Source organism: Pseudomonas machongensis (genome assembly GCF_034961125.1).
Classification (GTDB): domain Bacteria; phylum Pseudomonadota; class Gammaproteobacteria; order Pseudomonadales; family Pseudomonadaceae; genus Aquipseudomonas; species Aquipseudomonas machongensis.
Window position 1 is genome coordinate 53131 of sequence record NZ_JAYFUI010000109.1, and the last position, 14316, is coordinate 67446.

Here is a 14316-nt window from a genome sequence, read left to right on the forward strand (position 1 = left end):
GCCCACCAGATCCGTGGGAGCGGGCTTGTTCCGTGATAGGGCTGCAGAACAGCCCACTGCGGTTCAGCCGATCAGAAGCCCATGCTGAAGCTCAGCACCACGCCATGGTCGCGGTTCTCGCTGGACAGTTGCCCGGAGTACCCCACCCCCAGCTTGCCGCTCTGGCCGACAGCCAGGTCGACACCCGCCTCGACCACCGCAGCATCGCGGGCGATCGGTACGCCTTCGGTGCTGAAGCCAGCGCCACCGGCGATGAAGCGAGCGTCGGCATCGGGCTTGGTGTCGCCGAAGGCATGCCGCCAGCCAACCGACAGCCGTGGTGTGATCTCGCTGCCGTTGTCCAGCTTGATGCGCTTGCCGGCGCGCACCCCGACGGTGGAGAAGGTCACATCCTGATCGACGCTGGCCTTCAGGCGGCCGTCGCCACCCTTCTCACGGGCACTGTCGCTGTCGTAGTTGACATAGGCCAGGCCGGCGAACGGTTCCAGGGCGATGCCGCCAGCGTCGATGGCGTAACCTACCTCGCCGAACACCTGGGCGCTGCGAGCCTTGTACTTGGCCTTCAGGCGATCGTTGTAGCTGCCCACCTGGACATCGCGCTTGGTGTCGATGTCATGCCAGGTGTAGCTGGCGCCCAGGCGTGCGGCGAAGGCATCCATCTGGTAACCCAGGTAGGTGGCCAGGTGGTAGCTGTCGACGCTGGCGTCCGACTGACGACGGTGAGCATCGATGCTGCTGCGGGTGTATCCGGCAGCGATACCGACTTTCCACTGATCGTCCAAGGCGCGGTCGACACCGAGCATGAAGCCCGACAGGTCACGGTCGACGCTGGCATGGCTGCTGCTGCCGTCGTAGTCACCCCAGCCGCCGATGGCGCGAATCCAGCCCACGGCCTGGCCCTGGCAACCTTCGCTGGTCAGCTGCTGGTTGGCGGTCGGCGCCAGGGTGCGGCGTGGATCGTCCTCGCGGCTGCAATCCGGTTGACGCATACGGTCGTTGACCGCGTCGCGGATGTAGCGCGAATCCTCGATCAGCACGGTCGCGGTGCTGGCGTGGATTTCCCCGGACAGGCTGTCGAACGCCGACTGCGCGGCCTGACGGTCCAGCGGCAGGATGTTGTCGCGCAGGCTGGTCGGCGCACCGGCGCTTTCCAGGGCCGTGGCGACACCACGTTGGTTGCTGGAGGCCGCGACATCGGCGAACGCGTTGCCGTTGCGGCTGACCGACAGGGTCACCTGGTTGGCACCGTAGTCGAGCGAGCTGTTGAGGAACGCCGAGTTCATCAGGTTGTTGCTGGCGAAGGTGCCGTTGATGCCGCCAGTTGCACTGACCACGGTGTACTGCCCGTTGCCACCGGCGAGGTTGGCCACCGTCAGGCTGCCGCCCAGGTTGGCCGTGCCGCCGACATTCAGGTAGTTCACCGGCGCGGTGCCCAGGTCGATGACGAGGTTGCCGTCGCTGGCGTTGGTGAAGTTGCCGCTGACATTGAGGTTGCCCGCAGGCCCTGGCAGCACGGTGCCGTGGTTGGTCAGGCTGGCGACAGTACCGTTGCCGGTGAGCGCCGCGCCGTTGGCCACGGTGACCTGGGCGCCAAGGTTGGTGCCTGGGTTGTCGGCATTGCCGACTTGAAGCGTGCCCTGGTTGACGTTGAAGGCCCCGCTGAACGGCTGGTTGCCAGTCAGCAACAGGCTGCCCGCCCCTTGTTTGGTGGTGGTGCCGGTACCGCTGAGGGTGCCGTTGAAGGTGCCGTTGGTGCCCTGCGCGAACACCAGGTTGGCGTTGTTGGTGATGTTGCCCTGCAGGCTGGTGGTGTTACCGGCCAAGGTACCGCCGCTGACAATGGTGCCACCTGTGTAGGTGTTGGCTCCGGTCAACAGCAGGGTGCCAGCGTCGAGTTTTTCGATACCGCCAGTGCCTACCAGTGGCGCGCTGATCACGGCACTGGCACCTGCGTTGACCCGTACCGGGGCCAGGCTGCCATCGGCACCGTTGACCGGGGTCAGGCTGCCGCCTGTACCCGGCACCACTTGGTAGCCGTCGCTGAGGAACTGCATGCCGCTGAACGACTGGTTGCCGACCACGGTGACGGTGCCAGGCTGGCCACCGAACACAGCGAAGGCATCGCTCCAGGTTTCGCCGGTGGTGCCGTTGGAGTTGGTCCAGTTGGTACCAGGGCCCCAGGTGCCGCTGCCGCCACCGATGCTGCCATCCGGGTTGGTCTTGCCACCGTTCCAGAACTGCAACTGGTCGCCCGCGCCTTGCACCACCAGGTTGATCTGGTTGGCGATGGCGGTCTGCAGGCTCAGGTCACCCAGTGCCACGCTGCCGGGGATGGCGCCGAAGACCAGACCGTTGTTGGTCAGTGCGCCGCCATAGTTGAACAGCTGGTAGACGCCGGTGCCGAAGCCGCCGGCATTGGTGATGTTCAGCGTACCGTCGAGCACCAGGTTGCCGTCGACCTTGACCACTGTAGTGGACGCCGCTGGCGCCCCGAGCGAGAAGTCCAGGGCGCTGCCGGAACTCAGGTTCAGGCTGCCTACCGTCAACGGTGTGCTGCTCTGGCCCGCGGCCAGGGTGGCGCCGTCGGCGATCTGCACAGCCCCGGCATAGGTGCCGCTGCCGCCCAGGCGAGCGCCGGTAGCGACCTGTACCGTGGCGCTGTCCAGGCGTCCGTTGACCAGCAGGCTGCCGGCATTGACGGTGGTGGCACCGGTCAAGCCGTTGACACCGGTCAGCAGCAGTTCACCACTGCCGTTCTTGGTCAGCGTACCGCTACCAGTGAGGTTGCCGGTGTAGCTGCCGTTGGCGTTCTGCTCGAAGGTCAGCGCCGCATTGTTGAGGATCGCACCCTGCAGGCTGGTGGTGTTGCCGACCACGCTGCCCGCGTTGATCTGGGTGCCGCCGCTGTAGCTGTTGCTGCCGCCCAGGGTCAGCAGGCCTGCGCCATTCTTGACCAGCCCGCCAGCACCGCTGATATCGCCGTTGAGGGTCAGCGCGTTGCTGCCGCCGATGGCCAGTGCACCGTTGAGGACCGCGGCGTTGGCCAGGGTGACGGCAGTGTTGCTGTCCAGGGTGGTGCCCGCTGCGGCGGTCAGCGTGCCGCTGCCCAGCGCACTGTCGTTGCCGACCACCAGGGTGCCGCCGTTGAGCGCGGTGCCGCCGCTGTAGCCGTTGGCAGCGTTGAGCACCAGGGTGCCGGCATCGTACTTGGCGACGTTGCCGGTGCCGTTGAGGGCAACGTTGAGGGTTGCCGTGACGCCGCTATCGACCCGCAGGTTGGTAGTGCCGCTGGTGCTGGTGAGCAGTTCGCCGCCTGCACCTGCGTTGAGCACGTAGCCATCGGTGATGAATTGCAGGCCAGTGATGCTGTGGCTGCCGTTGACGGTGACGGTCCCGGCAGTGCCTTGGAAGACTGCGAAGGTGTCGTTCCAGGTGCTGTTGAGTACGCCGTTGGCATCGGTCCAGTTGCTGTTGGTGGCATCCCAGACACCGCTGCCACCCTCGATCACACCGTTTGCGACGGTGTTGCTACCGTCCCAGAACAGCACGTTGCTGGCACCACCAACCACCAGGTTGACCTGATTGGCCACGGCGGTCTGCACGGTGAGGTCGGTCACTGGAACGGGCGTGGTGCCAAAGGCCAGGCCGTTGTTGATCAGACTGCCGCCGTAGGCGAACAGGCGGTAGACGCCTGCACCGAAGCCGCCGATGTCGGTGACGTTGAGCGTGCCACCGAGGGTCAGGTTGTTGGCGACGTTGACCAGCGGCGAATTGCCGCCGGTCGGCGTGCCAAGCGCGGCGTTGAAGTTCGAACCGGCATCCAGCGCCAGATTGCTCGCGTTCAGGGTCGCGCCGCTGGCGGCAGCGAGGCTACCGCCGCTGGCGACCGTCACCGCCCCACCGAGGTTGCCCGCGCCCGACAGCGTCGCACCACTGGCAACGTTGACCGCGCTGCTGGCGAGCGAACCATCCACCTTCAAGCCACCGGCCTGCACGTTGGTATTGCCGGTATGGCTGTTGCTGCTGCTCAGGGCCAGGGTGCCGGTGCCGAGTTTGTTGAGCGTGCCGGTGCCGCTGATGTTGCCATCGAACACGCCGCCTTCGACGTTGAGGCTGTTGCCTGCAGCAATCTGGATCGCGCCGGTGCCACCGATCTCGCCCAGGGTGGTGTTGCCATCGAGGTTGAGGCTCGCGCCGGTACTGACGTTCAACTCGCTCTGGGTGCCCAGCGCGGTGGTGCCGATGGTGCTCAGGCTGCCGGAGAGGATGTTGAGGATACCGCTGAAGGTGTTGTTGCCCGACAGGGTGAGGTCGGCCAGGCCGTTCTTGTTCAGCACGCCGTTGCCACTGAGCACACCGGCCAGTTGCAGGTCGTTGCTGCCCAGCACGTTGAGGACGCCGGTGACATTGACCGGATTGGCCAGCGTCACCGCAGTGCTGCTGTCGAGGTTGGCGTTGCCGGTCACGTCGAGGCCACCAGTGCCGAGCGCGCCGTTGTTGCCGACCACAAGGGTGCCGGCCTGCAGCTCGGTGCCGCCGCTGAAGGTATTGGCACCCAGCAGGCTGAACCGCGCGATGCCGGACTTGATCAGACGGCCAGCGCCGGCGACGGTGCCGCCAAGACTCAAGTCATTGCTGCCGAGCACGTTGAGATTGCCGGCGACGTTGACGTTGTTGGCCAGCGTCACGGCCTGGCTGCTATCCAGACTGGTGCCTGCCGCCGCACTGAGCACGCCGGTACCCAGGGCAGTGTTGGAACCTACCACCAGCGTGCCGCCGTTCAGCGCCGTGCCGCCGCTGTAGCTGTTGTTGCCGGACAACGCCAGTTGCGCATTACCAGCCTTGACCAGGCTGCCAGCGCCGCCGATGTTGCCAGTGAGCGCCAGGTCGTTGTTGCCGGTCAGGTTCAGCGGGCCGGCCAGGTTGATCGCGTTGGCCAGGCTCACGCTCTTGTTGGTGTCCAGGGTGGTGCCACTGGCAGTGTCCAGCAGGCCGGTGCCGAGCGCGGTGTTGCTGCCCAGCACCAGGGTGCCGCCACTGAGCTGGGTACCGCCGCTGTAGCTATTGTTGCCGTTGAGCACCAGAGTGCCGGTGTCGAGCTTGTTCAGTTTGCCGACACCGCCCAGGCCAACATCCAGGGTCGCGATCACGCCGGGATCGACCCGCACGCTGGTATCGCCACCGCTGCCGTTGACCAGGTCGAGCAGGCCGGCGGTCCCGGCCAGCAGGCGATAGCCGTTGCTGACGAACTGCATGCCATTGACGCTCTGGCTGCCGTCGACGGTGACGTCACCTGCCGTGCCCTGGAACACCGCGAAGGTGCTGCCCCAGGTGGTGTTGACGGTGCCGTTGAGGTCGGTCCAGTTGGTGTTGCCGGCGTTCCACACGCCGGTGCCACCATCGACCTGGCCGTTCGGGGCAGTCTGGCTGCCGTCCCAGAACTGGATGTTCAGGCCGCTGGAGCTGACCAGCAGGTTGATCTGGTTGGCCAGGGCGGTCTGCAGCGACACATCGCCAAGGCTCACGCCCAGCGGCAGGGTGCCGAAGTCCAGGCCGTTGTCGGTCAGCGCACCGGCGTAGTCGAACAAGCGGTATACGCCGTTGCCGAAGCCACCGATATTGCTGACGTTGAGGGTGCCGTCGAGGGTCAGGTTGCCGCCGACATTGAACAGCGCGGTGCCGCCAGTGCCTGGCGAAGCCAGGCCAACATCGACGATCGATCCGCTGTTGAGCACCAGCGAACCGAGGCCCAGGGTGGCGCCGCTCTGGCCTGCCAGGTGGCCCCCGTTGTCGATCACCACCGAGGCATTGGCAGAGCCGCTGCCGGTGAGGGTTGCGCCGCTGGCGACGGTCAGCAGGTTACTGCCCAGGCTGCCATCGACTTTCAGGGTGCCAGCGTTGACCTGCGTGTTGTCAGCCAGATTGCTGGTACCGGTGAGGGTCAGGGTACCGGTGCCATCTTTGGCCAGGCCGCCCGAGCCATTGAGGGCACCCGCGAAGGTCGTACTGACGTTGTTGCTGCCCAGGCTCAGGGTGCTGCCAACGCCGACATCGACGTTGCCGCTGCCGGTGAGGGCACCAAGGCTGGTGTTGCCATTGAGGTTGAGCTGGCCACTGCCACCGACGTTGAGGGTGTCGACGTTGGCCAGCACGCCGCTGCCGAGCGTGGTGAGCGAGCCGGCCTGGATATCGACGTTGCCGGTGAAGGTCTTGACGCCGACCAGGGTCAGATCGTCGGCACCGGTCTTGACCAGGTTGCCTGTGCCGCCCAGGTCGCCACTGATGATCAGGGCATTGGCGGCGTCGACGGTCAGGTTGGCGCCGTTGCTCAGGGCGATGGTGTTGCCCAGTGCCATCGGCGCGCTGTTGGCCAGGGTGGCGTCGCCGGTCACGCCGAGGGTGCCGGTGCCCAGGGCACCACTACTGCCGAGGGTCAGGCGCCCGGCATTGAGCTGGGTGCCGCCTTGGTAGCCGTTGTTACCGTTGAGCGTGAGGTTGCCGCTGCCGTTCTTGGTCAGCCCGGCGGTCCCGTTGATCACTCCGTTGAGGGTCAGGTCGTTGGTGCCGGCGACGGTGAGGCCAGCGTTGAGGGTGACGTTATTGGCCAATGTGGTACTGGCGACGCCACTGCTCAGGGTGGAGGCCCCCGCGACGGTGAGGCCGCCCTGCCCCAGCGCGTTGTCGTTACCCACCACCAGTTGCCCGGCGCCCAGGATGGTGCCGCCCAGGTAGCTGTTGGCGCCATTGAGGGTCAGGGTACTGGCACCAGCCTTGTTCAGGCCACCGACACCGTCGACCACGCCGTTGAGAGTCAGGTCGGCGGTGCCTGGCAGGTTGAGCGTGCCACCCAGGTGCACATTGTTGGCCAATGCGGCGTTCACGCTGGCATCGAGGGAAGTATTGGCGCCTGTGCTCAGATCCCCGGTGCCCAGCGCGGTATTGCTGCCGACGGTCAGCGTGCCGGCGTTGAGGGTGGTGCCGCCGCTATAGGTGTTGTTGCCATTGAGGGTCAGGCTGGCGGCGCCGTTCTTCACCAGGCCGTTGGTGCCGGAAACCACACCGTTGAGGGTGAGGGCCTGGCTGCCACCGAGGGTAAGATTGCCACCGGTCAGGTTGACCGCGTTGACCAGCGCCAGGGCCTGGCTGGCGTCGAGGGCTGCGGCACCGGTGACGTTCAGGGCGCCACTGCCCAGGGCACTGGCGTTACCCAGCAGCAGGCTGCCGGCCTGCAGCGAGGTGCCGCCGGTGTAGTTGTTGGCGCCGTTGAGCACCAGTTGACCGGTGCTGGTCTTGTTCAGGCTGCCGCCGCCGCTGATGACCCCGTCGAGGGTCAGCGTCTGGGCGTTGTTGACGCCCAAGGTGGCGCCCGTGCCCAGGCCGATGGCGTTGGCTACTTGCAGGGCGCCGGTGGTGGCAAGGGTGCTGTTGCCGGTGACCGAAAGATTGCCAGCGCCCAGCGCGCTGCCGTTGCCCAGGGTCAGGGTGCCTGCGGCGAGCGTGGTGGTGCCTTGGTAGGTGTTGGCGGCACCGAGGGTCAGGTTGCCGGTGCCGGTCTTGGTCAGCCCACCGGTACCGCTGATCACGCCGCTCAGGGCCAGGTCGTTGTTACCAGCCAGGGTCAGGGTGTCGTTGAGCGTGACCTGATTGGCCACGATCAGGGCGCCGGTGGTGGCCAGGTTGCTGGCGCCGCCGACGGTCAAGTTGCCGAGGCCCAGTGCCGAGTTATTGCCCAGGGTCAGGGTGCCGGCGTTGAGGGTCACGCCACCGGACAGAGTGTTGGGGCCACTCAAGGTGAGGTTGCCGGCGCCATTCTTGGTCAGGCTGCCAACGCCCGTGACCAGCCCACCCAGGCCCAGGTCGTTGCTGCCGGCGATGGTGAGGTTGCCGCCCAGATTGACGGTGTTGCCGATATTGAGCGCCGAGTTGCTGTCCAGGGTGGTGCCCGCAGCCGCGTTGAGCTGGCCGAGGCCGAGCGCGCTTGCGCTGCCGAGCACCAAGGTGCCGGCGTTGAGGTTGGTGTTGCCCAGGTTGCCATTGGTGCCATTGAGGGTCAGTGTGCCGCTGCCAGTCTTGGTCAGGCCGCCGACGCCAATGATGTTGCCGCCTAGCACCAGGTCCTGCGCGCCGGCGAGCGTCAGGTTGCCCGCCAGGTTGAGGGCGTTTGCCAGGGTCACGTTGGCGCCTGCGCTCAGGGTGGTACCACCTGCAGCATTCAGCGCGCCAGTGCCCAAGGCAGTGTTGCTGCCAACCACCAGAGTGCCGCCATTGAGGCTGGTAACACCCTGCTGGCTGTTGCTGCCGTTCAGGGTGAGCACGCCGGTGCCGGTCTTGATCAGCCCACCGGTGCCGCTGAGTGCGCCGTTGAGCGTGAGATTGCCAGTGCCTGGCAGGGTCAGGTTGGCGTTCAGCGCAACGGTGTTGGCCAACGCCACGTTACCCGTGGTGGCGAGGCTGGAGGCGCCAGTGACGTTCAGGCCGCCCGTGCCGAGGGCCAGGTCGTTACCCAGGGTCAGGGTGCCAGCGGCAAGGGTGGTGCCGCCGCTGTAGGTGTTGGCATTGCCCAGCGTCAGGTTGGCACCGCCGTTCTTGACCAGGCTGCCGGCGCCCGAAACCACACCAGACAGGCCGAGGTCGGCACTGCCAGCGATGGTCAGGGCGCCGCTCAGGGCCAGGGCGTTGCCAAGGGTAACTGCAGTGTTGCTGTCCAGCGTGGTGCCCGTTGCGGCGCTGACCGCGCCAGTACCCAGGGCGGTGTTGTTGCCTACCACCAGGGTGCCGCCGTTGAGCAGGGTCCCACCGGTGTAGCTGTTGGCGCCGTTCAGCACCAGGGTTCCGGTGTCGAGCTTGGCCAGTTGGCCGCTGCCGGAGAGGCCGACGTTGATCGTCGCAGTAGCGCCCGGATCGACACGCACGGCGAATGCACCGTTGCTGCCATTGACCAGGTTCAGGCCACCGGTACCGATCAGGCGATAGCCGTTGGTGACGAATTGCAGACCGGTGGCAGACTGGGTGCCCACCACGTTGACATCGCCAGCGGTGCCCTGGAACACCGCGAAATCGCTGGCCCAGCTGCCGTTGAGGACACCGTTGATGTCGGTCCAGTTGGTGTTGCTGCCATTCCAGGTGCCGCTGCCACCGTCGATGACGCCGTTTGGCACGGTTTGCGCACCGTCCCAGAACTGCACGTTACCGGTGGCACCGCCCACCAGCAGGTTGATCTGCGCGCCGATGGCGGTCTGAACCTGGACATCGCCCGGCAGTACGCTACCCGGCAACGCGCCAACAAGCAGGCCGTTGTCGACCAGCGCGCCGGTGTAGTCGAACAGCCGATAGATACCGGTGCCGAAACCACCCAGATCGGTGACGTTGAGGGTGCCGTCGAGGGTCAGGTTGCCGTTGACGTTGACCAAGGCAGTGCCGCCCGTGGAGGGCGAGCCGAGGCCGAAGTCGAGGATCGAGCCGCTGTGCAGGGTCAGCGCACCGGTGTTGAGGGTCGCGCCGCTGTTGGCCACCAGGTGTGCGCCGTTGGCGATGTCCACAGGGCCGATCACGCTGCCGGTGCCGCCCAGGCTGGCGCCGACATTGACCTGTACGCCGGAGCTGGCGAGCGAACCGCTGACATTGAGCAGGCCGCCATTGACCGTGGTGGCGCCGCCAAGCACGTTCACGCCGGACAGTTCCAGAGCACCGGTGCCAGCCTTGATCAGGCCTCCGCTACCGGCCAGGGCGCCGCTGAACACGCTGTTGAGGTTGTTGCCGCCGACCGTCAGGTCACTGCCCCCCGCCACGCTCACCGCGCCGGCACCGCTCAACCCGCCGACCGTGGTGCTGGCCCCAAGGTTGAGGTTGGCGCCAGCGCCGACATTGACCGCCGAGGCGTTGCCCAGCGCACCCGTACCAACGGTGGTCAGGGTGCCGCCAAGCAAGTCGACGGCGCCGCTGAAGGTGTTGTTGCCGGTCAGCGTGAGGTCGGCCAGGCCATTCTTGATCAAGCCTCCGGTACCGCTGATGATGCCGCCAAGGGTCAGGGTGTTGCTGCCGCCGAGGGTCAGGTTGGCGTTGAGCGCAATGTCGTTGCCCAGGGTAGCGACCGCGCTGTTGTCCAGGCTGGCGGCGCCGGCCACGGTCAGGGCGCCGGTCCCTAGGGCGTTGCCGTTGCCTATCACCAGGCCACCCGCGTTGAGCGTGGTGCCACCGGCATAGGTGTTGACCCCGTTCAAGGTCACAGTGGCGCTGCCGTTCTTGACCAACTGCCCTGCCCCACTGACCACACCGCCGAGGGTCAGCGCGTTACTGCCGGTGAGGGTAAGGTCGGCGTTCAGGCCAATGTTGTTGCCCAGGCTCAGTGCAGCGCTGCTGTCCAGGCTCGCGGCGCCACCGACGGTGAGGTCACCGGTGCCGATGGCACTGCCATTGCCCAGCACCAGGGTGCCACCGTTGAGCAGCGTGCCACCGGCATAGGTGTTCAGCCCGCCGAGGGTGAGCGTGCTGGTGCCGTTCTTGATCAGCCGGCCGGTGCCGTCGACCAGGCCGGTGAGGTTGAGGTTGTTGCTGCCGGCCAGGGTGAGGTCGGCATCCAGGGTGACGGCGTTGCCAACGGTCAGCGCAGCCGAGGTATCCAGGCTACCGGCCCCCGCCACGGTCAGCTTGCCGACGCCCAGTGCGGCGCCATTGCCCAGCACCAGGCCACCGGCATTGAGGGTCGTGCCGCCCAGGTAGGTGTTGGGACCGGAAAGCGTCAGCGTGGCGGCACCGTTCTTGACCAGACTACCGGCACCGGCGATCACGCCACCAAGGCCGAGGTTGGCGGTGCCGTCGAGGGTCAGGGCACCGGCCAGGTTCACGGCGTTGCCGAGGTTGACTGCGGCGTTGGCGTCCAGGTGGGTACCGGCAGCGGCATTCAGCGCGCCAGAGCCCAAGGCCGTGTTGCTGCCGACCACAAGGGTACCGGCGTTGAGGTTGGTGGTGCCGATCTGGGTGTTGGCACCGTTGAGGGTCAGGGTAGCGCTGCCGTTCTTGGTCAGGCCACCGACACCGGCGATCACGCCTCCCAGGGTCAGGTCGTTGCTGCCGGCGAGGTTGAGGTTGCCGGCCAGGTTAAGCGCGTTGCCCAGGGTCAGCCCGGCGACCGACGAATCCAGCGTGGTGTTGGCGGCGGCGTTGAGTGCGCCGGTGCCCAGGGCAGTGGCGCTGCCGACCACCAGGGTGCCGGCGTTGAGCGCGGTGGCACCGCTCTGGGTGTTGTTGCCGCTCAGGGTCAGGGTGCTCGCCCCGTTCTTGATCAGGCCACCGGTACCGCTCAGGTTGCCTGCAAGGCTCAGGTTGTTGGCGCCGGCCAGGGTCAGGTTGGCGCCGAGGTTGACGCCATTGTTCAGGGTCATCGCCGCGCTGTTGGCGAGTGTGGATGCGCCGCCCACGGTCAGCGCGCCGGTGCCCAGCGCCGCAGCGCTGGCCAGGGTCAGGGTGCCGGCGTTGAGGGTCAGGCCACCGGTGAAGGTATTGGTGCCACCGAGGGTGAGGTTGCTGGCGCCATTCTTGACCAATGCACCGGTGCCGCTGATCACACCGCCCAGGGTGGTGGCGTTGCTACCCACCACGCTCAGGGTGTTGCCCGCTAGGTTGATGGCGTTGCCCAGGTTGACCGCCACGCCCGCGTCGAGGCTGGCATTGCCGCCCAGGCTGAGGGCACCGGTGCCCAGCGCGTTGTTGTTACCGACGGTCAGCACCCCGGCGTTGAGGGTGGTGCCACCGCTGAAGGTGTTGGCGCCGTTGAGGGTCAGGCCGGCGGCGCCGTTCTTGACCAGCGCGCCAGTGCCGCTGATCACTCCACCCAAGGTGGTAGCACTGGTACCCAGCAGGTTGAGGGTATTGGCGCCCAGGCTGATGGCATTGCCCAGGCTGACCCCGGTGCTGGCATCGAGGCTGGCGTTGCCACCCAGGGTCAGGGCACCGCCGCCCAGGGCGTTGTTGTTACCCACGGTGAGTTTGCCGGTATTGAGGGTCAGGCCGCCGCTGAAAGTGTTGTTGCCGTTGAGCGCCAGGTCGGCGGCGCCGTTCTTGACCAGTGCACCGGTGCCGCTGATCACCCCGCCCAGGGTAGTGGCGCTGGTGCCCAACAGATTGAGGGTGTTGGCGCCGAGGTTGATTGCGTTACCCAGGCTGACTGCGGTGCTGGCGTCGAGGCTGGCATTGCCACCCAGGGTCAAGGCACCGGTCCCAAGCGCGGCGTTGGCGCCGACGGTGAGCTTGCCGGCGTTGAGCGTGGTGCCACCGCTGAAGGTGTTGGTGCCGTTCAGGTTCAGGTCGGCGGCGCCGTTCTTGATCAAGCTGCCGCCCGCGCCGGCGATCACGCCGCCCAGCGTAAGGGCGTTGTTGCCCGTCAGGGTCAGGGCGTTGGCACCGAGGTTGACCGCGTTGGCCAGCGTCATGGCGGCCGTGGTGTCCAGCACGCCGCTGCCGGTCAGGGTCAGCGCGCCAATGCCCAGGGCAGCGCTGTTGCCGAGGGTGAGCGTGCCGCCGCCGAGGCTGGTGCCGCCGGAGAAGGTATTGGCGCCGTTGAGGGTCAGGTTACTGGTGCCGCTCTTGACCAGCGAGCCCGTGCCGCTGAGCACGCCCCCGAGGGTCAGGGCGTTGCTGCCGGGCAAGGTCAGCGCCGCGTTCAGCGCCACGGCATTGTTCAATACCAGTGGCACGCTGCCTTGCAGGCTGCCCGCACCACTGACGGTGAGCGCACCACTGCCGAGCGCCGCAGCGCTGGTCAGGTTGAGGCCGCCAGCGGCCAGGGTGGTACCACCGCTATAGGTGTTGGTGGCCCCAAGGGTGAGCAGGCCGGCGCCAGTCTTGGTCAAGCCGCCAACGCCGGAGATGACCCCATTGAGGGCCATGTCGGTAGCACCGCCGACGTTGATGCCGGCGTTGAGCGTCAGGGCGTTGGCCAGGCTCAGACCTGCGACGGTACCGGCAAGCCCGCCACCGTTGACGGTGATGCCGCCGGTACCAAAGGCGCTGGCATTGTCGAAGTTGATCAAACCGCCATTGAGGGTGGTCTGGGTGGTGCCGTTGAGCACCTGGCCGATCAGGCTCCAGGTGCCGCTGTCGACGATAAGGCGGTTGAAGTTGATGTAGTTGTTGGCGTTGATCGTGCCGGAGCCGGTGGTTCCGCTACCGCCACCAATGGCATTCTGCAAGGCCAGGGTGTTGTTGCCACCGGCACCGCCATCGATCTTGCCGGCGGCTGCGAAGCCCAGGTTGGGATTGCTGGTGACCAGCAGTGCAACGCTGATACCAAGCCCGGCACCGACACTCGAACCGGTAATGGCATTGAAGCGGTTGGTGCTGTTGGCCCCCATCGACAAGCTGCCGGCCAAGGTGCCGGCGTTGGTAAAGGTGTTGCCCGCAGCAGAAGCCTCGAACGCTGCCCGTCCAAGGATGGTGCCGGTGTTGGTGAAGTTAACCGTACTCCCGCCGGTCACAGCGATGACCGGCGTGTCCTCGCTGAGCAGCGTGAGGCCAAGCAACGCCGAGGAACCGATGCTGCCGGCGTTGGTAATGGTGGTGGTACCGCCCACACCATTGCGCGCGTCCAGCGCCATGCCCGTAAGGTTAAGGAGGTTGGCGCCAAGCAAGGCACCCGTGCCCTTGATTACCCCCGAGGCGTTGTTGTTGATATTGAGCGTGCTGCCGGTACCAGTATTGCCGATCAGCACAGCACTGGACTGGATGCTCAACAACCCCAGCAACGTAGGGTCGATGGTGCCGGAGTTGTTCAACGTATTGTTGTTGCCCGACAGCGACAGAGACGTGCCCCCCACGCCCAACAGCGTACCCAGGCTGGCGCCAGGGTTCACGTTGACCGTCAGGCCGCTACCGCCATTGCTATAGCTCGGCGCCAGCGGGTTGGCAGCACCGCTGCAAGTGACGGTGGACCCGGCCGCGCTGCACACGGCCAGGGCCTGCTCGCTCGAAAGACCGAAGGCCAGCCCTCCGACAGCCAGGCTCACAGCAAGCGACAAATGGGAGAGACGGGTAGGCAAAACGGAGGCGACGCTTCTGTCCACGGAGAGCTCCTTCGTGGATCAGGTGGTTCGGTCCTTGAACGCGCGCACTGCAATGTTGCCGGCTAGTCGAACACGCGACGACGAAACACCTGACCAATGGCTACATGATTCCTTGTGGGGAATGTGTAGCCGCTGGCGAGCAAGCGTGAGGCTCCGCCGGGGCGGTCAAATGGTGTTAATACTTTTTCAAGGCAGCCCGTATTTCGCGGGCTGCAGCGGTGCGCCGCTTGGATCCAACCGACGAACGGTCGTGTCCGAC

At 66.4% G+C, this 14316-nt stretch carries 1 protein-coding gene; it reads right to left on the reverse strand.

Annotation, left to right across the window (positions count from 1 at the left end; translation table 11 throughout):
- Positions 1 to 71 precede the first annotated feature (71 nt).
- Positions 72 to 14057 carry an autotransporter-associated beta strand repeat-containing protein gene (locus VA602_RS12115; RefSeq protein ID WP_323453309.1) on the reverse strand — a complete coding sequence of 4662 codons (13986 nt, stop codon included), beginning with the start codon at positions 14055 to 14057 and terminating at the stop codon, positions 72 to 74.
- Between the last annotated feature and the right edge of the window lie 259 nt (positions 14058 to 14316).